The 19,831-nt window shown below is 72.0% G+C and carries 16 protein-coding genes; 5 read left to right on the top strand and 11 right to left on the bottom strand.

Annotated elements, in window-relative coordinates; genetic code table 11:
- Positions 1-101 precede the first annotated feature (101 nt).
- Together OH804_RS33405 and OH804_RS33400 are read right to left on the bottom strand one after the other, a co-directional pair.
- On the bottom strand, positions 102-1,106 hold the full coding sequence (locus OH804_RS33405; protein WP_406061635.1) for a 1-acyl-sn-glycerol-3-phosphate acyltransferase: 1,005 nt from the start codon (positions 1,104-1,106) through the stop codon (positions 102-104).
- Positions 1,106-1,939: a patatin-like phospholipase family protein gene (locus OH804_RS33400; RefSeq protein ID WP_196919568.1), complete on the bottom strand. Its 834-nt coding sequence runs from the start codon at positions 1,937-1,939 to the stop codon at positions 1,106-1,108. Before OH804_RS33400 ends, OH804_RS33405 begins: the two co-directional genes overlap by 1 nt.
- Before the next feature lie 165 nt (positions 1,940-2,104).
- On the opposite strand from OH804_RS33400, the gene OH804_RS33395 reads away from it, so the two are divergent.
- The gene (locus OH804_RS33395; protein ID WP_406061633.1) at positions 2,105-3,604 is read left to right on the top strand and encodes a protein kinase domain-containing protein; all 1,500 of its coding nucleotides are present in this window, start codon (positions 2,105-2,107) and stop codon (positions 3,602-3,604) included.
- A gap of 18 nt (positions 3,605-3,622) precedes the next feature.
- On the opposite strand, the gene OH804_RS33390 is transcribed toward OH804_RS33395, so the two are convergent.
- The 9 genes from OH804_RS33390 to OH804_RS33350 all read right to left on the bottom strand — a co-directional run bounded on the left by OH804_RS33390 (position 3,623) and on the right by OH804_RS33350 (position 12,995).
- A complete protein-coding gene (locus OH804_RS33390) occupies positions 3,623-4,678 on the bottom strand; it encodes a glycosyltransferase family 4 protein (RefSeq protein ID WP_196924627.1) in 1,056 nt (351 codons plus the stop codon).
- A gap of 148 nt (positions 4,679-4,826) precedes the next feature.
- Positions 4,827-5,498 (bottom strand): BON domain-containing protein, encoded by a 672-nt coding sequence (locus OH804_RS33385; RefSeq protein ID WP_196919570.1) that lies wholly within the window; start codon positions 5,496-5,498, stop codon positions 4,827-4,829.
- Positions 5,499-5,680: 182 nt separating this feature from the next.
- A complete protein-coding gene (locus OH804_RS33380; protein ID WP_406061631.1) occupies positions 5,681-7,318 on the bottom strand; it encodes a S1C family serine protease in 1,638 nt (545 codons plus the stop codon).
- 62 nt (positions 7,319-7,380) lie between these two features.
- Complete coding sequence (locus OH804_RS33375; protein ID WP_406061629.1) at positions 7,381-8,937, bottom strand: sensor histidine kinase; 1,557 nt, start codon at positions 8,935-8,937, stop codon at positions 7,381-7,383.
- A complete protein-coding gene (locus OH804_RS33370) occupies positions 8,934-9,635 on the bottom strand; it encodes a response regulator transcription factor (protein ID WP_030336721.1) in 702 nt (233 codons plus the stop codon). The genes OH804_RS33375 and OH804_RS33370 overlap by 4 nt, the downstream gene beginning before the upstream one ends.
- Positions 9,636-9,720: 85 nt before the next feature.
- Positions 9,721-10,341, bottom strand: coding sequence for a PadR family transcriptional regulator (locus OH804_RS33365; protein WP_406061627.1), 621 nt, complete (start codon positions 10,339-10,341; stop codon positions 9,721-9,723).
- Positions 10,338-11,162 (bottom strand): DUF4097 family beta strand repeat-containing protein, encoded by an 825-nt coding sequence (locus OH804_RS33360; RefSeq protein ID WP_406061625.1) that lies wholly within the window; start codon positions 11,160-11,162, stop codon positions 10,338-10,340. Before OH804_RS33360 ends, OH804_RS33365 begins: the two co-directional genes overlap by 4 nt.
- A gap of 124 nt (positions 11,163-11,286) precedes the next feature.
- Positions 11,287-12,225 carry a lysophospholipid acyltransferase family protein gene (locus OH804_RS33355; protein WP_406061623.1) on the bottom strand — a complete coding sequence of 313 codons (939 nt, stop codon included), beginning with the start codon at positions 12,223-12,225 and terminating at the stop codon, positions 11,287-11,289.
- Complete coding sequence (locus tag OH804_RS33350) at positions 12,222-12,995, bottom strand: GNAT family N-acetyltransferase (RefSeq protein ID WP_196919576.1); 774 nt, start codon at positions 12,993-12,995, stop codon at positions 12,222-12,224. Before OH804_RS33350 ends, OH804_RS33355 begins: the two co-directional genes overlap by 4 nt.
- Positions 12,996-13,144: 149 nt before the next feature.
- Here OH804_RS33350 and OH804_RS33345 point away from each other — a divergent pair, with 149 nt between their 5' ends.
- The 4 genes from OH804_RS33345 to OH804_RS33330 all read left to right on the top strand — a co-directional run bounded on the left by OH804_RS33345 (position 13,145) and on the right by OH804_RS33330 (position 19,706).
- On the top strand, positions 13,145-13,792 hold the full coding sequence (locus tag OH804_RS33345; RefSeq protein WP_406061621.1) for a hypothetical protein: 648 nt from the start codon (positions 13,145-13,147) through the stop codon (positions 13,790-13,792).
- 141 nt (positions 13,793-13,933) lie between these two features.
- Positions 13,934-14,869 (top strand): ABC transporter ATP-binding protein, encoded by a 936-nt coding sequence (locus tag OH804_RS33340; protein WP_196919578.1) that lies wholly within the window; start codon positions 13,934-13,936, stop codon positions 14,867-14,869.
- Entirely contained in the window at positions 14,866-15,678 is an 813-nt protein-coding gene (locus OH804_RS33335; protein WP_196919579.1) for an ABC transporter permease, read from the top strand. The genes OH804_RS33340 and OH804_RS33335 overlap by 4 nt, the downstream gene beginning before the upstream one ends.
- A 275-nt stretch (positions 15,679-15,953) precedes the next feature.
- Complete coding sequence (locus OH804_RS33330; protein WP_406061618.1) at positions 15,954-19,706, top strand: multifunctional oxoglutarate decarboxylase/oxoglutarate dehydrogenase thiamine pyrophosphate-binding subunit/dihydrolipoyllysine-residue succinyltransferase subunit; 3,753 nt, start codon at positions 15,954-15,956, stop codon at positions 19,704-19,706.
- Positions 19,707-19,831: the final 125 nt, after the last annotated feature.

The raw sequence follows: 19,831 nt of genomic DNA, 5'->3' as shown, positions 1-19,831 counted from the left end.
GTTCGCGACTGCGGGGCTCCGCTTCGCTGCACTCCTCGCGCTCACCGGAGCCCGCCTTTCGTTCGCGACTGCGGGGCTCCGCTTCGCTGCACTCCTCGCGCTCACCGGTTAGCGGCGATCCAGGCATCAATCTGCGCCCACCAGTCGAAGAGCCAGTCGATGCGTTCCTGCCGTCCGGTCGGTACGTCCTCCGGCGGCACCGACCAGAACCGCATCACGATCCGCTTGTCCATCGGCAGTTCCCGCCACACGTCGGTGACGGTGAGCAGCCGGTCCAGCCCGGTGTGGGCGACGAAGATGACCCCGGCGTCCGGTGCGGCGTCCAGCGCGGCGAGCATCCCACCGGGTTGCGGGGCGAGCACGTGGCGCATCCGCTCGGCGCGCAGGGCCATTCGTTCCAGGCCGAGGGAGCGCAGCCGGGCGATGGCGCGCAGCCGTCGCCTGGGGGTGAAGTTGCCGCCCTCCGGAAAGAGCACGAAGGCGTCGTCGTCGTCCAGGCCGGTGGCCAGATGCCCGACCTGGCGTACCGTCTCCTCGCCGCGCTCCGGTGTCGGCGCGATGAACCGGTTGGGCAGCCGGTTGAGCAGCACGTCGATTGCCGGATCCCACTGGAGGCTGTCCTTGAGGACGATCCGGGGCTCCCGGTGGAACCAGTTGACCAGCCCGTGGATGAGGATGAACGAGTCGCCAGGCCCGGCGTGCCGGCAGAGCACCAGCTCGGGTCGGCCGGGCAGCGCCGTGTCCGGGTCGGTGCCGACCACGTCGATGCGCAACCGCAGTGTCCAATGTGCCTGCCAGAACAGCACCCGCAGGAACCAGCCGGCCAGCACGTAGTGCGCGCGCTGGAAGGCCGGCGACCGGGTCCGCCAGCCGAAACCGGAGACGACCCAGAGCAGGAAGAGCGCGAGTAGCGCGGCCGCGTCCCAGACCAGGTAGAAGCAGCCGATCCAGAGCAGTCGCAGCGGGCGCAGCCGGCCCGGGACCAGCGGGGACGCAGCGGCGGCGAGCAGCGCCCAGATCGGCAACGTGGTGACCACCAGGAAGGCGACCAGTACGACGGCGGGGGCCAACAGCAGCCGACGCAGCCACCGGGGAGGCAGCGGCATCACCGCTCCTGGTGGGTGGCGAGGTACCGCCGGGAGGCGGTGTACGCGCGGCTGATCCGCCGTCCCACAGCCGCCATGTCCCGGTACGCCCACGGCGTGTCGTCGCGGGGGTTGAGCCCGCCGGTGGGCAGGACGTGCACCTCCACTCCCTCGGGCAGCGCCGCCATCTCCCGGAAGAAGCGGTGCCGGCGGGAGATCTCGAACGCGACCTGCGCGATCTCCCACGGCCGACGGGGCGGGGTCAGCTCCCGTTCGATTCGACCCACCTGGAGGACGTAGATCCGGCGGGCGCCGACGGCCACCGCCTCACCGATCGGGATGGAGTTGACGATCCCGCCGTCCACGTAGTGCGCGCCGTCGATCTGCATCGGCGGAAGCAGGCCCGGCACGGAGGCCGACGCCATCACCGCCGGCACCACCGGACCGCTGTCGAACCAGTGCTCGGCGGCCCGCTCGATGTGGGCGGCGCAGCACCGGAACGGCACCCGCAGATCGGCGAAGGTGGTGTCCACCCCCAGCTCGGTCTCCAACAGGCGGCGCAGCGGCCGGGGTGAGTGCAGGTGGGTGCGGGCGGCGAAGCGGCGCAACTGCCGGGCCACCGAGTCGCCGTACACCTCGCTCGCCTCCGGTGAGGCCCAGAGCCGGACCAGCCGGTCGGTCACGGCCTCCGACGGGTCGGCGGCGACCAGCGCGCCGTTCACCGCGCCGATCGAGGTGCCGAGCACCATGTCGGGTTGGATGCCGGCGCGGAACAGCGCGCGCAACATGCCGACCTCGACCGCGCCGAGCACTCCCCCGCCGCCGAGCACGAACGCCACCGGTCCCCCCGCCATGTCTCTCATCCTGGCACGGGCCCGCCGCCGACCGATGGGCTGCCGTCGCCCGGCGGTCAGCGCACGGCAGGCACCGTCCGCCGACGGCCGGTGGCGGCGGCGTTGACAGGCCGGACGCATTCGCGCAACCTGATACGGCTCCCACCCCTGAGGCAGGTGCGATCCGTGAAGGCAGCGCTGCATCCGGGCCGATTACTGGCTCGCAGATACCGACTTCTGGACCAGATCGGCGCCGGTGGCATGTCGGTCATCTGGCGTGCCCGGGACGAGGTGCTGGACCGGGTGGTCGCGCTCAAGGTGCTCGCCCCGTCCCTCGCCGCCGACGCGCGGTTCCGGGGCATGGTGCGCGAGGAGGCACGGGCTGCCGCCCAGCTGGTGCACCCGCACCTGACGTCCGTGCACGACTACGGCGAGACGGTCGACCCGGACGGCTCGATCACCTCTTTCGTGGTGATGGAGCTGCTCAGCGGCGAGGAGTTGAAGCTTCGGCTCACCGAGGGGCCGTTGCCGTGGACCGAGGCGGTCCAGGTGGGCGCGCAGGTCGCGGACGCGCTGGCCGCCGCGCACCGGCTCGGCATCGTGCACCGGGACATCACCCCGGCCAACGTGATGATGACCGGGACGGGCGTCAAGGTGCTCGACTTCGGCATCGCCACCCGGATCGGCGCGCCCGACGAGGACGAGGACGGCGAGACCTTCGGCACCCCGGCGTACGTGGCCCCGGAACGTCTCGACGGCGCGCCGGCCCAACCGTCCACCGACGTCTACTCGCTCGGCGTGCTGCTGCACGAGGCGCTCACCGGCCGGGTTCCGTATCCGGCGGACACCTGGGAGCAGCTCAGCGCCGCGCTGGCCAGTGGCCCGCCGCCGACGCTGGCCGACCTACCGGACCTGCCCGCGCCGGTGGCCCAGATCTGCCTGCGCAGCCTCGCCCGGAACCCGGCCGATCGGCCGACCGCCCGGCAGGTCGCCACCGCGCTGCGCGACCACTCGCTGCCCGCCGAGCCCCCGACCGCGACCATCCGGGTGCCCACCCAGCCGATGCCACCGCAGTCGCCGGCCGTGGCGACGGCCAGCGTCCCGGCAGCGGCGCGACCGGATGCGGACACCTCGGACGGCGGGGCCTCCTCCGGCGCGGGCGGACCGGCGGCCGGGTCGGGCTGGTCGCGGCGGCGGCTGGTGCTGCTGCTGGTGCTGGCCGTCGGGGTGACCCTGGCCGGGGTGGCCCTGCTGCCCGAACAGCAGCCGACCCGCCGGGCACAGCCCTCCGCCGGGCCGGTGACGACCCCGTCGACCGGGCCGCCGGCCCCCGAGTCGTCCGCGCCGATCACGTCGGCCCCGCCGACCGCGGCGCCGACGACGAAGCCGACCACCGGCGCGCCCACCTCGAACCCGGGCACCCTGACCGAGGTCGCGAACCGGGTCGACGGGTTGATCGGCGCCGGCCTGAGCGCCGGGGAGATCCGCGACGACGTGGCCCTCGACCTGCGCAACGAGCTGCGCAACCTGACAGTGGCGGTCAGTTCCGGCCGCGAAGAGCTGGCGCCGCCGGTGGCCCGGCTGCGCGCCAAGGTCACCGTCCGCCTCGGTGAGGGCGGCATCAGCCCGGCGTACGCCTCCCGGCTCGACGCCGCCATCGCCGAACTGGGCGCGACCGGGGCCTGACCCGGCGACCCGGCTGGGTCAGCGCACCGGCACCCGGGCCGGTTCGTTGACGTCGTGCCGGCCGACGGCGAAGCGCCGATAGACCTCCGCGTAGCCGCGCGCCATCCGCTCGACCGAGAAGTTCTGCGCGACGTGCGCCACGCAGTCCTCCGGGTCGAGTCGCTCCGCCGCGAGCAACGCGGCCGGTAGCTCCTCGGACCGCTCGACGACCAGCCCGGTCCGCCCCGGCTGCACCAACTCGGGCACCGCACCCCGGTTGAGCGCGACCACCGGCGTGCCGGTCGCCATCGCCTCCAGCATCACCATGCCGAACGGCTCGTCCCACTGGATCGGCATGATCAGGCAGCGGGCGTCGACAAGCATCCGCAGCGTCGTCGCGCGGTCCGCGTTGAGCACGACTGTCACGTCGTCGTCGATCATCGGCGCGACGACCTGCTCGTAGTAGCGGCGCTCGGCCGGCTCGTTGCACTTGCCGGCCAGCAGCAGGGGCAGCCCGGCCGCCCGGCACGCCCGGATGGCGGTGTCCGGGCCCTTGTCCGGGCTGAACCGGGCCAGCCACAGCACCGGCCCCGCACCGGGCGTGTGCTTGCGCGGGAAGCCCCGGATGTCCAGCGCGTTGTGCACGGTGCCGGCCCAGGGCAGGTTCGGGTTCAGCCGACGCTGGGCGTGCGAGATGGCCACCAGAGCGACGCCTCCGTCGATGTCGCTCAGCACGTCGCCGTACTCCCCGACGGGGTTCCCGTGCACTGTCGCGACCGTCGGCACGGCCCGGCGGCCGGCGACCAGCGGACCGATCGTGGTGTGGTCGTGGATCACGTCGAAGTCGGCCACGCTGATCAGCCGATTCACCCGGGCCAGGTGAGCCAGTTCGGGCAGTGACTCACCGAGCCGCTCGTACTGGACCTCGGCGACGGTGGAGACGAAGCCGTCGGCCGCGGTGCCGTGGTCACCGCCGGCGCCGAACAGGGTCACCGCGTGTCCCTGCTCGCAGAGCGCGTCCACCAGGGCCGCGACGACCTGCTCAAGGCCGCCGTAACCGGGCGGCGGAACGGACAACCACGGCGGAACCACCATTGCGATGCGCAGCGACCGCTCGTCGGACCGGCCTGCGGGCGGGTGGTTCACGGCCACGAGTCCTCCCCGTTGATCCCCGGTGCGGCGGCACCGCCGGTCGGCGGCGGTTTCCCGGTGACGTCGCGGGTAAACGGGACACGCCGGACGCTCACCCGCCCACCAGGAGCTGGTCGTGCACGACCCGCACCCCGGGCGCGGACCACGCCACCCGCTCGACCTGGTCGCGTTCCCACCAGGACCGGACCACCCCGGCGAGGACCAGCGTGTCGCCGTCCACCTCGACGGTCACCCGCTCGCCGCCGAGCGTGCGCGACAGCGCCCGTTGGACGTCCCGCCGCAGGCGTTCGGCGACCGGTGGCGACGCAGGTCGTACCTCGATCAGGTTGGTGATCCCCCGGACGCCGTCGAGCCGGCGCGCCTCGCCCTCGGCGGCCCGCCGCTGCCAGCCGAACTCGACCTCACCGCGCAGCATCAGCCAGCCGTTGGCCACTGTCACGTCCAGCCGTTCGGCCGGCACGAAGCTGTCCCACTCCAACGCCCGCATGGCGGCGATGGCGACCTCGGCGTCGGTACGCCCCGGAGTGCCGGGCAGCCGCACCTCCATCTCGTCTGCCACCGCCCGTACGCCACGGACCCGCTGGGCGCACCGGGTCGCGGCCCAACCGCGAGCGGCACCGTCCACGAATCCGGTCAGGGTGACCACGCCCTGGTCGACGGTCACCCCGATCTCGTTCGGTTGCAGCCGGGCGTCCCAGGCCAGCTCGGCCAGGACGTCGCGTTGGATCCGCTGGTCGTCGCGGACATCCACCACCTCGGTCATGGCGCCCCACCCCCGATTCCGGTCGTCGCCCACCGAACCTGCCGGGCGGACGGGTGACGGCGGTTCACCCGATCCGGGTGAACCGCCGTCCGGGCGGAAAAAAGCGGCGGGTGACGGAGCCGACCCCCTCGGCCCCGCCACCCGCCGCCGGAGGGAGGAAGCAGGTTCTGTCAGACAGCTGGTCAGGACGTCTCGGCGAGCGTCACGGTCGCCGACTTCTCGACACCGTTGCGCTTGAACTGCACCTCGACCCGGTCGCCGACCTTGCCGGCCTGCACCGCGCCGACCAGGTCGTCCGAGTCGTTGACCGGCTTGTCGCCGAAGCGGGTGACGACGTCGCCACGCTGGAGGCCGGCCTTCTCGGCCGGGCTGCCCGGGGTGATCGACGCGACCAGCGCGCCACCACCCTCGGCCTGGTTGACGCCGACCCCGAGCGACGGGTGGCTGACCTTCTCGCCACGCTGGAGCTTGCCCGCGACGTCCTTGGCCTTGTTGCTGGGGATGGCGAACCCGACACCGATGTTGCCGGTGCTCTGCCCGGAGGTCGCGATGGCGGTGTTGACACCGATCACCTCGCCCCGGGTGTTGACCAGCGCGCCGCCGGAGTTGCCGGGGTTGATCGGCGCGTCCGTCTGGAGCAGGCCGGAGATCGAGCTGACCGGCTGGCTCTGCTGGGTCGGGTCCTGCTGCTGCCCCTCGCCGGCCCGGATGGTGCGGTCCCGGGCGCTGAGGATGCCCGAGGTCACCGAACCCTGCAGGCCGAGCGGGCTACCCAGGGCGAGCACCTGGTCGCCGACCTGCATGGCGTCGCTGTCGCCGAACTTGGCGGGCTTGAGGTCGCTCACCCCGTTGGCCTTCACCACGGCCAGGTCGGTCTTCGGGTCGGTGCCAATGATCTTCGCGTCGGCGGTCTTGCCGTCGGCGAAGACCACCCGTACCGCGTCGCCGGCGGCGGACGCGACCACGTGGTTGTTGGTCAGCACGTACCCGTCGGCGCTGAGCACCACCCCGGAGCCCTCACCGCTGTCGGTGGTGATCGACACGACGCTGTCCTGCACCGACGCGGCGATCTTCGGCAGGTCGGCGCCATTGATCACGGGAGCCGCGGAGTAGGTGCGGGTGATACCGCCACTGTCGCCGTCGAGCGCGAGCGCGAGCGCCCCGCCGGCCACACCGGAACCGAGCATCAGGGCGAAGACCGCGACGCCGGCGCCGGCGAACTTGGCGATCCGACCCGGCCGAGGGCCGCTGCCGGGCGGCGCGACCTGCGGGCCCCACGGCGGGACCGGCTGGCCCGGGTGCTGCGGGTGTTGCGGGTGCTGTCCAGGGTGCTGCTGGTGCTGGGCGTGCTGCTGGTGCTGGGCGTACGCCATGCCCGGCTGCCCCCCGCCGGCCCAGCCGGACTGCTGGCCCTGGTACCAGGGGGCACCGGGGTAGTGGCCGGCGGCCGGCTGCGGGTAGCCGGGCTGGCCGGGCGCCGGGTGACCGGAGACCGGGTACGGCGGCGCGGAGGCGGCGGCCGGGCGCTCGTAGCCGGTCGACGGCTCGTACCCGGTCGGCTGGGCGGCGGCCGGCGGGCCGGCGGGCGCGGAGGAGCCGGCGTACCCGGCGGGCGATGCGGCCGGAGTGGCGGCGGTGGTCTCCGCGTCACCGGCGGTGGAGACGACCGTCGGGTCACCGTCGGTCGAGACGACCGGTACTGGAGTGGTCGGGGAGTCGGACTGCACGCGCTCGTCGCGCGGCAGCTCGGCGGTGGGGTGCGACGGCTCGGCGTCGGTGGGGGCCGGCCGGCGCTGCGGGTCGGACTCGAACTCGGTCATGGCACTACCTTCTCCCGCAGCACTGCAATCAACCTGGAACCGTCCTGGAAGTTGGCTGAAAGTCACTCGCCCGCTCTGTCGACCTGCGGCAGCAGCGGCAGCCGGACCCGGAAGGTGGCCCCGCCGCCGGGCGTCTCGGCCACCTCGACCGAGCCGTGGTGGGCAGCGACCAGCGCCGCCACGATGGCCAGGCCGAGGCCGGTGCCCGTGTTGCCGTCGGCCCGCCGGGTACGGGCCGCATCGGCCCGGTAGAACCGCTCGAAGACGCGTTCCGCCTGCTCGGCCGAGAGGCCGGGGCCGGTGTCGGCCACCTCCACGACGGCGAAACCACCAGGTTCGGCGCGAAGCTGTACCCGGATCTCGGCCTCCGGTGGCGTGTGGGTGAGCGCGTTGGTGACCAGGTTGCCGATCACCTGACGCAGCCGCGCGTCGTCGGCGGAGACGACGAGCGGGCCCGATTCGGGCGCGATGTCCAGCTCGATCCGCCGGTCCGGTGCGATCGCCCGCGCGGCCTGCACCGCGTCGGAGGCGAGCACCGGCAGCTCCACCGGGGTCAGCGAGAGCGGTCGTTCCATGTCCAGCCGGGCGAGCAGCAGCAGGTCTTCCACCAGCAGCCCCATCCGGGCCGCCTCGTCCTCGATCCGGCGCAGCAGGCCGGCGGTCTGCTCCGGCGCACGGGCGGCACCCTGCCGGTACAGCTCGGCGAAGCCGCGAATGGTGGTCAGCGGAGTCCGCAACTCGTGCGAGGCGTCCGCGACGAACCGCCGCATCCGCTCCTCGGAGCGGATGGCCCGCGCCTCGGACGCCTGAGCGGCGGCGGCGGCATCCCGGGCGGCACTCTCCGCCCAGCGCGCCGAGGTCTCCGAGGCGGCGCGGGCGGTGAAGGCCGCCTCGATCTGGGTGAGCATCGCGTTCAGCGCACGGGAGAGCCGCCCCAGCTCCGAGGTCGGCTCGGCCTGGCCCTCCTCCGGGTCTGGCACCCGGCGGGTCAGGTCACCGCCGGCGATCGCGGCGGCCGTCTGTTCGATCTCGACGAGAGGCTTGAGGCTGGTGCGGACGATCGCCGCGCCCACCGAAGCCAGCAGGATCAACACGGCCCCGCCGACCAGCAGGTCGATCCAGACCAGCCGCTTGACCGCCAGGTCGACATCGGTGAGGTGCTGACCGATGGCCGCGAGCTGGCCGTTGGGCAGCTCGGTGTAGAGCATGCGCCAGCGCACCTTGCTGTCCCGGGCCCGGACGGTGAAGGGTTCGCCCTCCAGCTTCTCGAAGCCGGCGGCATCCGTCGGCCACGGCGGAAGGTCGGCCAACGTGAAACGCTTGTCGTCGAACTGGGAGCCGAGGACCCGGTCGCCACTCCGGCTGGTCACCACCACGAGGTAATCGGTGGGGATGCCCAACTGCCCCTGCTGCGCGGTCACCACCGCGCTCTCGATGGTGCGCGCTGAACCACTCAGCTCGTTGTCGACCTGAGTGACCAGGTAGCTGCGGAGGAAGAACGTGGTCAGTGAGCTGATCACCACCAGTGCGGCGGCGACCAGCAGCAGCACCGCGGTCACAAGCTTGACCCGCAGCGGTATGCCCCGCACCCGTCCCTTCGCCTGCTGGACCGCGTTCACGCCGCCGGCTTGCGCAGCACGTACCCCACGCCGCGGAGAGTGTGGATCAGCCGGGGTTGGGTGGTGTCGACCTTGCGCCGCAGGTACGAGATGTAGGACTCGACGATGTTGTCGTCGCCCCGGAAGTCGTAGTTCCAGACGTGGTCGAGGATCTGCGCCTTGGAGAGCACCCGGTTGGCGTTGAGCATCAGGTACCGCAGCAGCTTGAACTCGGTCGGCGAGAGCTGCACCCGCTGGCCGGCCCGGTGCACCTCGTGGGTTTCCTCGTCCAACTCCAGATCGGCGAAGGTGAGCCGGGACGGGGCCTGCTCGCCGGTCGTGGTGCGGCGCAGCACAGCGCGGATCCGGGCGGTCAGCTCCTCCAGGCTGAACGGCTTCGTGACGTAGTCGTCGCCGCCCAGGGTCAGCCCACGGATCTTGTCGTCGGTGGCGTCCCGGGCGGTCAGGAACACCACCGGGGTACGCGTGCCGCCCTCGCGGAGCATCCGGATGACCTCGAAGCCGTCGAGGTCGGGGAGCATCACGTCGAGCACCACCAGGTCGGGCCGGTGGTCCTTGGCGGCGTTGAGCGCGGCGCTCCCACTTGTCGCTGTGGCCACGTCGAAGCCCGCGAACCGCAGGCTCGCGGAGAGCAGTTCGAGGATGTTGGGGTCGTCCTCGACGACGAGCAGTCGCGCCTCGGTCTGGGTAGCGGGCATGCGCCCATCATCGGTGACATCACTGCGCCAGCGCTGGACGCTTCCTGCAAAAAGGCTGTGAGTCGCCGGCGGTCGGCGACGCCGGTCAGCGCAGCAGGCGACGCAGCCCGTCGAGGGCGCCGTCGAGCAGCCGGATCGCGGTGCGCAGCTGGGTGTCGCTGAACTGTCGGGCGCGCATCAGCCGGCCCACCTCGGCGGTGAACGCGGCCAGCCGCTGGTCCAGCTCGTCGAGCAGCTCGGCCTGCGGCCCTCCGGTCGACGCCGGCCGGGGCGGCGGCGCGGGCGCCTCCCAGCGGGCCCGCCGGGTCTGCCGGGTCTGCCGGGTGGCCTCGCTCAGCTCCCGCTTGAGGTCGCGTGCCGATCCGCGTACCTCACTGCGGATCTCGCCGGCCAGGCTGGAGAGGTCCGCGACGGAGGCCGCGATGTCCGTTTCCAGCGCTGTCAACTCGCCGGCCCGCTGGCGCAGCTCCTCGCGGCCGGCGTCGGTGATGTCGTACGTCTTGCGCCCACCGGCCGCTGTGTGGCTGACCAGACCCTCGACCTCCAGCCGTTGCAGGCGGGGGTAGATGGTGCCGGCGCTGGGCGCGTACAGCCCGAGGAACCGGTCCTCCAGCAGGCGGATCAGCTCGTAGCCGTGCTTCGGGCCGTCGTCGAGGAGCTTGAGCAGGTAGAGCCGGAGCCGCCCGTGGCTGAACACGGCGGTCACGGCAGCTCCTCCCCATCGTCGTCGACGGCTCGGGCGAGCAGGGCGATGCTCCCCGAGGTCGCGGAAGCCCAGAGCTTACCTTCGCCGGCGCCGAGCACCCCCTCGCTGCTGGGCAGTGGGAACGTCGAGGTGCGCAGCTGCGGAAAGCCGCTGGTGATGCGCCCGGAGGCGGTGTTCAGCTGGACGGCGAGGTCGCTGTCCGCGCGGACCCGGACGGTGATGCTGCCCGAGATGGTGGTCAACCGGATCTCGCTGCCCCGGGGGTTGTCCAGGTCGCAGGTGATGGCGCCGGAGACGGTCTGCGCCCGTACCCGGTCGGCGGCGCTGTCGGCGAGGATCACCTCCCCGGAGACCGTCTCCACTGTGAGGTCGCCTCGGACGCCGAGCGCCTCCACCGGCCCCGAGGTGAGCTTCGCGGAGGTGCTGCCGCGCAGCCCCATCAGGGTGATCTGGCCGGCGACGACGTTGACTGTGGTCTGCCGGCGCAGGCCGGAGGCGACCAGCGAACCCGCGACCAGGCCCAGGTCGGCGAGGACGTCGGCGGGCACCGCGACGGAGACGTCCACCCGGGGATACCGGTGGATCATCCGGAACCACCGCAGCAGGTCCGACCAGCCGCGACCGCGCTCCTGGCGGATGCTGAGCCGGCCGTCGGCGTGGTCGACCAGGACCGGCCGACGGCCGACCTGGGTCACGTCGATCCGGGTCGGCCCGTCGGTGGCGACCACGTTGAGCCGTCCACTGATCAGTCGAACGTCCAGCCGGACGACCGGAGCGTCCACTGTGAGCCGTTGCGGGCTCTCGACCGTCCATCCGGCCATGGCGTCCCCCTCTCGACGACGCGCGGGAGGCACGCCGAACAGGAGGAGACTGTAACGCGATACATCGCGACACTACAAGACTGTCGGGAGTTGGTCGCCGGCCCGACGTCCGGCGTGGCTCCCGTCAGGCCGCCAGGTCCAGCTCCCGATCGGCGAGCCGCGTCGGCACGGGAACGGCGGGGGTCACCGTCGGCACCGGCCGCAGCCGGGCCCGCGCCCCGGCACCCGCCGTGGGCACCAGGTGCACGGCCGACTCGGCGGCCCGGGCCAGCAACCGTCGATCGGCGTCACGGGCCGGGTGCAGCGCGCCGGCGATCGTCACCGAGACCACCAGTTCCCGCGCCGCGACCACCCGGGCCACCGAGCGCAGCAGGGTGTCCGCACCGAGGAAGGCGGCTGCCGTGGTGGTCGACCCGGTGGCCAGACAGCGGTAGGTGAGCCGCAGCGGCACCACCGGGCTGCCCGTGTCGATGGCCGCCTGGAACGTCGCGGGCCGGAAACCACCACCGGGGCGGCAGTCGGTGGCGTCCTTCCCGGCGCACCACGTCGTACCCTCCGGAAAGACCGCCACCGACCGACCGGCGCGCAGCGCGTCGGCGACCCGGCCCACGGTCCTCGGCAGCGCCAGCGGCCGGGCGCGGTCCACGAATACAGTGCCCGCCGCCGCGGCCAGCAGACCGACCACCGGCCAGGAGCGGATCTCCCGCTTCGCGACCATCCGGGTGGGCGCGACCGCCAGCACCGCGAGGATGTCCAGCCAGGAGACGTGGTTGGCGACCAGCAGCGCGCGCCGCCGGGGCAGCCGACCCTTGACCACGAGGCGGACGCCGAAGGCACGCGCGGTGGCCCGCGCCCAGCCACTGAGCAGAACCTGCCGTTCCCGGGTGGGGAGCACCGGCAACAGCAGTACCACCGGGATCCCGGCCAGCAGCATGCCGAGCGCGGCGACCAGCCTGAGCACCCGGCGGGCCACCGGCACCGTGGGCACCTCGCCGGCCGCCGGCAGGCAGTCGTCGTCGCAGCCCGAGGAGGGCCGCCACAGGTCACGCGGCACGGCGGTCACCGCTGCTCTCCGCCCAGGAAGTGCCGCAGGTAGCGCGGGTTCATCCGGTCCAGGGAGAAGAGGACGTAGAAGTCCGCGCACCCGAAGTCGCTGTCGTACGACGGCTCGCCGCAGATCCACGCGCCGAGCCGGAGATAGCCCCGCAACAGCGGCGGAAACGCGACCCGTCCGGTCGGGGCAGCGGCGACCGGGCCGGCGGCAGCCGCCTCGGTGAACCAGGGCCGCAACGGCCGGACCCGCAGCGGCGGCGGCGACAGGTGGCGGGCCCGGGCCTGGGTCCACACCTCGGCGACCGTCCGCCCGCCGTCGCCCACCGGCACCGACGCGCAACCGCCGAGCCAGCGGGAGCCGCGCAGGTGCAGGTACCTGATGATGCCCGCCCACATCAGGTTGATCACCGCGCCGGAGCGGTGGTCCGGATGCACGCAGGACCGACCCGCCTCGACCAGGTCGCCCCGGAGCGGGTCGAGGGGGCTCAGGTCGAACTCGTCCTCGGCGTAGCGCCGGGTGGTGCGCCCCGGCGGCAGCAGCCGGTACGTACCGACCACCTCGCCGGTGCTGTCCTCGCGAACGATCAGGTGGTCGCAGTACGCGTCGAAGGGATCCACGTCCAACCCGGCCTCGCCGGGAAGGAGGGTGGCGCCGAGCTCGGTGGCGAACACCTCGTGGCGCAGGCGTTGCGCGGCCGCGACCTGGGTGGGGTCGTCGGCGATCAGCAGGGTGTATCCGCTGGTCTTCAGGGGTGCGCCAGCGGCATGCAGAACGGCCATGGGATCTGTGTAAGGGCCCGGGTTGCCATTCACGGGGACCACTGGTGTCGGCAGGATGAACGCCGGCCGGCAGATGGCTCCCACAGCGGTCGTGCGAGGCTGCGGAACGGACCGGCGACGACGCCGGCACGCACCACCGGAGGTCGACGATGCGCATCGAGTCCCGCTACAACGGGCCCGCCGGTTCCGGCAACGGCGGCTGGAGCGCGGGGGTCTTCGCCGCCGAGGCGGGCGGCAGCGGGCCGGTCGAGGTGACGCTGCGCCGGCCCCCACCGCTGGAGACCGAGCTGACAATGGTCGACGGCGAGGTCCGGGACCCGACCGGCGAGCTGGTGGCCGAGGTGCGCCCGGCCGGGGTGATCGATGTCGTCGTACCCCCTGTCGACCTGGACACGGCGGTGGCCGCCGCGGCCCGCTACCCCGGCCTGGTCGAGCATCCGTTCCCCACCTGTTACGTCTGCGGGCCGCAGCGGGCCGACGGGCTGCGGATCTTCCCCGGCCGGCTGCCGGATGGCCGGACCGCCGCGCCGTTCCGCGCGCCCGAGCAGGTCAGCGGGGCCACGGTCTGGGCGGCGCTGGACTGCCCCGGTGGTTGGGCGGTGCTCGCGCCGGGCCGCCCGTACCTGCTGGGCCGGATCGCCGCCATGGTCGCGGCGCTGCCCGGGCCGGGCGACCAGTGCGTGGTCACCGGAAAGTTGCTGCGCGTCGATGGGCGCAAGGCACTCGTGCACACCAGCCTGTACGGCCCGGACGGGTCGTTGCTCGGCGCGGCCCGGGCCACCTGGATCGCCCGCTGAACCCGTTCGTCGTCCGCAGGGATGAGTCGCCTCCACCCCGCGACGGAGGCAAACGTACCGACCGCGCCTGATTGACCTTGTTGCCACGGGCCGTCACGCTGTGCCACGGCGTACCTCTACGCCACACACGGGAGGAGAACGATGTCTGACGGGCAGCGAAGCCCCACCAGCGACGGTCAGATCGTGGTGTCCGGTCTGACGAAGCAGTACAAGAACGTCCGGGCGGTGAACAACCTGTCCTTCACCGTGGCGCCGGGGCGGGTGACCGGCTTCCTTGGCCCGAACGGCGCCGGCAAGACCACCACGCTGCGCATGCTGCTGAACCTGGTCACGCCGACCGCCGGCACCGCCACCATCAGCGGTCGGCGGTACGCCGACCTCTCCGACCCGCTGCGGCAGGTCGGAGCGGTACTGGAGGCGTCCAGCGCGCACAAGGGCCGCACCGGCATCAACCACCTCCGGGTCATCTGCGCGGCGGCCGGGCTGCCCAAGGAGCGGGCCGACGAAGCGTTGGCCCTGGTCGGGCTGACCCCGGCGGCGAAGCGCAAGTTCAAGGGTTACTCGCTGGGCATGAAGCAGCGGCTCGGCATCGCCGCCGCGATGCTCGGTGACCCCCGCGTGCTGATCCTCGACGAGCCGGCCAACGGGCTGGACCCGGAGGGCATCCGGTGGATGCGTGGGTTCCTCAAGAACCTCGCCCACGAGGGCCGTACGGTGCTCGTCTCCAGCCACCTGCTGTCGGAGATGCAGCTGCTCGCCGACGACGTGGTGATCATCGCGGCCGGGCAGCTGGTCCGGCAGGGTCCGGTCGAGCAGGTGCTCGGGTCGATGGCCCAGGGCGCCCGGGTCCGGGTCCGCACCCCGCAGGCCGAGGCGTTGACCGCCGCCCTGAAGGCGCAGTCGGCGACCATCGAGACCGACGAGCAGGGTGTGTTGCTGGTCGGCGGGGTGGACGCCCCGACGATCGGCCGGTCCGCCCTCGCGGCCGGGGTCGAGCTGCACGAACTGACCACCGAACGGCCCGATCTGGAACGGGTCTTCCTGGAGCTGACGGCCGGAAAGGCGGGCATCCGATGAACCTGGTCCGATCCGAGCTACTCAAGATCCGTACCACCAGCACCTGGTGGTGGCTGGCTCTCGGCGCGTTCCTGTCGATCGCCCTGGCGTTCGCGATCAATGCGTGGTTGGCCGTCACGGCGCTCGGCGGCGACGCCGACGAGATCGGCGTCAGCGCCGAGCAGGCGACCGCGCCGGCGCAGGCGGCGAACCTCTACACCTCGGGCCAGTACCTCGGGCTGATGTTCGTGATGCTCATCGGCATCCTGATGGTCACCAACGAGTTCTTCCACCAGACCGCGACCACGACGTTCCTGACGACTCCCCGGCGCACGTCGGTCATCGTCAGCAAGCTCGTCGCCGCCAGCCTGCTCGGCTTCATGTTCTGGTTGGCGACCACGCTGATCGACCTGGCCGCCGGCTCGATCTTCCTGTCCGCGAACGACTACGGCACCCAGCTCGGTGAGTGGCCGGTGCAGCGGGCACTGCTGTTCAACCTGCTGGCCTACGCCATCTGGACGATCCTCGGGGTGGGCATCGGCACGCTGATCACCAACCAGCTCGGAGCGGTGATCACGGCGGCGGTGCTCTATCTGATCGGCACCCAGGTGGTGGGTCTGCTCTTCCTGCTCCTGTCGAATCTCCTCGACAGCCAGGCGGTGCTCAAGTGGCAGGTGATCTGGCCCGCTGTGGCATCCCAGGTCATGATCACGGAGGGCACCTCGGAGTTCACCCCGTCCTGGTGGGTGGGTGCCCTGGTGCTGATCGGCTACGCGCTGGTCAGCGGAGTTGTCGGGGTCCTGCTCACCCGACGGCGCGACATCGCCTGACGGCGTCCGCGACCCCGGGGCGGCGGCGACGAGCTGGCCGCTCCGGGGTCGGGCGTCACCGTCGGCACCCGGCTGGGTGTTACCAGTTCGACACGGTGCGCGCAGGCGTTGCCGAACTTCTGGCATCTTCTGTGAAACCGGCCACGGGTCCGAGGCGGAAATGCCTGCGGGATCGGTACGGCGTAGCCTTGGAGCCGTCCAGTCCGTGCTCCTCATCGGGCGCGACGACCCACCGCGTGCCACACAAACCCGCGTGAAAGAGGCGATTACCGGCCGTGTCGACCCAGCAGACTTCGCAGGAGAACCCACTGGCGGGTTTCGGCCCGAATGAGTGGATCGTCGAGGAGATGTACCAGCGCTACCTCGCCGACCCATCGAGCGTCGATTCGGCCTGGCACGACTTCTTCGCCGACTACCGGCCGGCACCGGGCGCGGCCACGCCGCGCGGCGTCGAATCGTCGGACAAGCCCGCCGCCGCCCCTGAGCCGGACGGGCAGCCGGAGGCAGCCGCCACTGTCGCCCAGCCGAGCGCCCCGGCCAAGCCAGCGGCCGCGAGCAAGCCGGCCGCCGCCCAGCCGGCACCGGCCAGGCCCGCTCCGGCCAGCCCCAAGGCCACGCCGGAGAAGGCCCCTCCGGCCAAGCCGGCCGCCAAGGCGGCAGCGCCGAGCGCCGACGGCCCGCAGACCACCCCGTTGCGGGGCGTCGCCGCGAAGATCGTCCAGAACATGGACGCCTCGCTCAGCGTGCCCACCGCGACAAGCGTGCGCGCGGTCCCGGCCAAGCTGCTGGTGGACAACCGCATCGTGATCAACAACCACCTCGCCCGTGGGCGGGGCGGCAAGGTCAGCTTCACCCACCTGGTCGGCTACGCGATGGTGCGCGCGCTGGTCCAGCACCCCGAGATGAACAACTCCTTCGCCGAGGCCAACGGCAAGCCGGCGGTGGTCCGCCCGGCACACGTCAACCTCGGCATCGCGATCGACCTGGCCAAGCCGGACGGCAGCCGCAACCTGGTGGTCCCCTCCATCAAGGGCTGCGAGCAGATGGACTTCCGGCAGTTCTGGCAGGCGTACGAGGACGTGGTCCGACGGGCGCGGCGCAACGAGCTGACCATGGAGGACTACTCCGGCACCACGATCTCGCTGACCAACCCGGGCGGCATCGGCACCGTGCACTCGATGCCGCGGCTCATGCAGGGGCAGAGCGCGATCATCGGCGTCGGCGCGATGGAGTACCCGGCCCCCTACCAGGGGATGTCCGAGGCCACCCTCGCCGAGCTGGCGGTCAGCAAGATCATCACGCTGACCAGCACGTACGACCACCGGATCATCCAGGGCGCGCAGTCCGGCGAGTTCCTCAAGGTGATGCACGAGCTGATCCTGGGCGAGCACGGCTTCTACGACCAGATCTTCACCGCGCTGCGCATCCCGTACGAGCCGGTGCGCTGGATGCGCGACGTCGCTGTGAACTCCGAGGGTCAGATCAACAAGACCGCCCGGGTGCACGAGCTGATCCACGCGTACCGGGTGCGCGGTCACCTGATGGCCGACACCGACCCGCTGGAATTCAAGATCCGCAAGCACCCCGACCTGGACGTCCTCCAGCACGGGCTCACCCTGTGGGACCTGGACCGCGAGTTCCCGGTCAACGGCTTCGCCGGCCGGCAGCGGATGAAGCTGCGCGAGATCCTCGGCGTGCTGCGCGACTCGTACTGCCGCCGGGTCGGCATCGAGTACATGCACATCCAGGACCCGGAGGAGCGGCGCTGGGTCCAGGAACGGATCGAGCGCAAGTACGAGAAGCCGTCCGCCGACGAGCAGAAGCACGTGCTCAACCGGCTCAACGCGGCCGAGGCGTTCGAGACCTTCCTCCAGACGAAGTACGTCGGCCAGAAGCGCTTCTCGCTGGAGGGCGGCGAGTCGCTGATCCCGCTGCTCGGTGAGGTGCTGGAGTCCTCCGCCGAGAACGGGCTGGACGAGGTCGTCATCGGCATGGCCCACCGGGGTCGGCTGAACGTGCTGGCCAACATCGTCGGCAAGCCGTACGAGAAGATCTTCTCGGAGTTCGAAGGCCACCTGGACCCGCGCTCGACGCAGGGTTCCGGCGACGTGAAGTACCACCTGGGTCAGAACGGCAAGTTCACCACCCCGGACGGCGAGCACGCGGTCAAGGTGTCGGTGGTGGCCAACCCTTCGCACCTGGAGGCCGTCGACCCGGTGCTGGAGGGCATCGTCCGGGCCAAGCAGGACCGGATCGATCTCAAGCTGGAGGGCTACACCGTGCTGCCGCTGGCGGTGCACGGTGACGCCGCCTTCGCCGGGCAGGGCGTGGTCGCCGAGACGCTCAACCTGTCGCAGCTGCGCGGCTACCGCACCGGCGGCACGGTGCACGTGGTGGTCAACAACCAGGTCGGCTTCACCACCGCCCCCGAATACAGCCGGTCCAGCCTCTACAGCACCGACGTGGCCCGGATGATCCAGGCGCCGATCTTCCACGTGAACGGCGACGACCCGGAGGCCGTGGTCCGGGTGGCCCGGCTGGCCTTCGAATACCGGCAGACGTTCAACAAGGACGTCGTGATCGACATGGTCTGCTACCGCCGGCGCGGGCACAACGAGGGCGACGACCCGTCGATGTCCAACCCCCAGATGTACAAGATCATTGACTCGAAGCGCTCGGTCCGCAAGCTCTACACCGAGGAGCTGATCGGTCGCGGCGACATCACGGTGGAGGACGCGGAGGAGCTGCTGCGCGACTACCAGGCGCAGCTGGAGAAGGTCTTCAAGGCCACCCGGGACGCCGCCTCGGCACCGCGCCAGCTCAACCGGCCGCGCCGCGAGGAGGAGCCGGAGCCGCAGGTCGACACCGCCACCGACGCGTCGGTGGTCAAGGCCATCGGCGAGGCGCACATCAACCTGCCGGAGGGCTTCACCCCGCACAAGCGGATCCAGCAGCTGCTGGACCGGCGGGCCAAGATGTCCGTCGAGGGCAACATCGACTGGGGCTTCGGCGAGATCATCGCGCTCGGGGCGCTGCTGCACGACGGTGTCACCGTCCGGCTCGCCGGCCAGGACTCGCGTCGCGGCACGTTCGTGCAGCGGCACGCCTCGGTGGTCGACTCCCGCACCGGCGACGACTACCTGCCGCTGAAGTCGCTCACCGGCGACGGCGACCGTTCCCGGTTCTTCGTGCACGACTCGCTGCTCAGCGAGTACGCGGCGATGGGCTTCGAGTACGGCTACTCGGTGGAGAACATCAACGCCCTCGTCGCCTGGGAGGCCCAGTTCGGCGACTTCGTCAACGGCGCCCAGTCGGTGATCGACGAGTTCATCTCGTCCGGTGAGGTGAAGTGGGGCCAGCGCTCCGCCATCACCCTGCTGCTGCCGCACGGTCACGAGGGCCAGGGCCCGGACCACACCTCCGGCCGGCCGGAGCGGTTCCTGCAGATGTGCGCCGAGGACAACATGCGGGTGTCCATCCCGACGACCCCGGCGAACTACTTCCACCTGCTGCGCCGCCAGGCCCTGTCGCCCAAGCGCAAGCCGCTTGTGGTGTTCACGCCGAAGTCGCTGCTGCGGCACAAGCTCTGCGTCTCGTCGGTGGAGGACTTCACCACCGGCACCTTCCAGCCGGTGCTGCGCGACACGGCCGCCCCGGCACCGGAGGCGGTGAAACGGGTGCTGCTGTGCTCCGGCAAGGTCTACTACGACCTGTTCCAGGCCCGGCAGGAGCGCGGCGTCACCGACACCGCGATCCTCCGGCTCGAGCAGCTGTACCCGCTGCCGGTGGAGGAGATCCGGGCCGCCCTCGCGCAGTTCCCGAACGCGGAGGACTTCGCCTGGGTGCAGGAGGAGCCGGCCAACCAGGGTGGCTGGTCGTTCGTCGCGCTCAACCTGCTGGAGCACCTCACTGACGTTCGGCTGCGGCGGATCTCCCGCCCGGCCGCGGCCGCCCCGGCGGTCGGCTCGGCCAAGACCCACGAGGTCGAGCAGAACGCGCTGATCGAGGCGGCTCTCCCCCGCCCGTGACCTGACCTGAGCACGGAAGCCGGGGCAGGGCCGTTCCACGACGGTCCTGCCCCGGCTCTCGTCGGTCCCACCAGCCGGTTGACCGTCCACCCACCCATCACCCGCCCGGCCCGCGCCGGGCCGAG

Source organism: Micromonospora sp. NBC_00860 (assembly GCF_045207375.1).
GTDB classification, from domain to species: Bacteria; Actinomycetota; Actinomycetes; order Mycobacteriales; family Micromonosporaceae; genus Micromonospora; species Micromonospora vinacea.
The sequence above is the reverse complement of the archived record's forward strand: the minus strand, read 5'-3'. Positions and strand labels throughout refer to the sequence as shown.

Bases quoted from the DNA above. Each gene is read 5' to 3' on its own strand.
- OH804_RS33405 (WP_406061635.1), bottom strand. From the start codon at position 1,106: ATGCCGCTGCCTCCCCGGTGGCTGCGTCGGCTGCTGTTGGCCCCCGCC.
- OH804_RS33400 (WP_196919568.1), bottom strand. From the start codon at position 1,939: ATGGCGGGGGGACCGGTGGCGTTCGTGCTCGGCGGCGGGGGAGTGCTC.
- OH804_RS33390 (WP_196924627.1), bottom strand. From the start codon at position 4,678: ATGGTGGTTCCGCCGTGGTTGTCCGTTCCGCCGCCCGGTTACGGCGGC.
- OH804_RS33385 (WP_196919570.1), bottom strand. From the start codon at position 5,498: ATGACCGAGGTGGTGGATGTCCGCGACGACCAGCGGATCCAACGCGAC.
- OH804_RS33380 (WP_406061631.1), bottom strand. From the start codon at position 7,318: ATGACCGAGTTCGAGTCCGACCCGCAGCGCCGGCCGGCCCCCACCGAC.
- OH804_RS33370 (WP_030336721.1), bottom strand. From the start codon at position 9,635: ATGCCCGCTACCCAGACCGAGGCGCGACTGCTCGTCGTCGAGGACGAC.
- OH804_RS33360 (WP_406061625.1), bottom strand. From the start codon at position 11,162: ATGGCCGGATGGACGGTCGAGAGCCCGCAACGGCTCACAGTGGACGCT.
- OH804_RS33350 (WP_196919576.1), bottom strand. From the start codon at position 12,995: ATGGCCGTTCTGCATGCCGCTGGCGCACCCCTGAAGACCAGCGGATAC.
- OH804_RS33345 (WP_406061621.1), top strand. From the start codon at position 13,145: ATGCGCATCGAGTCCCGCTACAACGGGCCCGCCGGTTCCGGCAACGGC.
- OH804_RS33340 (WP_196919578.1), top strand. From the start codon at position 13,934: ATGTCTGACGGGCAGCGAAGCCCCACCAGCGACGGTCAGATCGTGGTG.
- OH804_RS33335 (WP_196919579.1), top strand. From the start codon at position 14,866: ATGAACCTGGTCCGATCCGAGCTACTCAAGATCCGTACCACCAGCACC.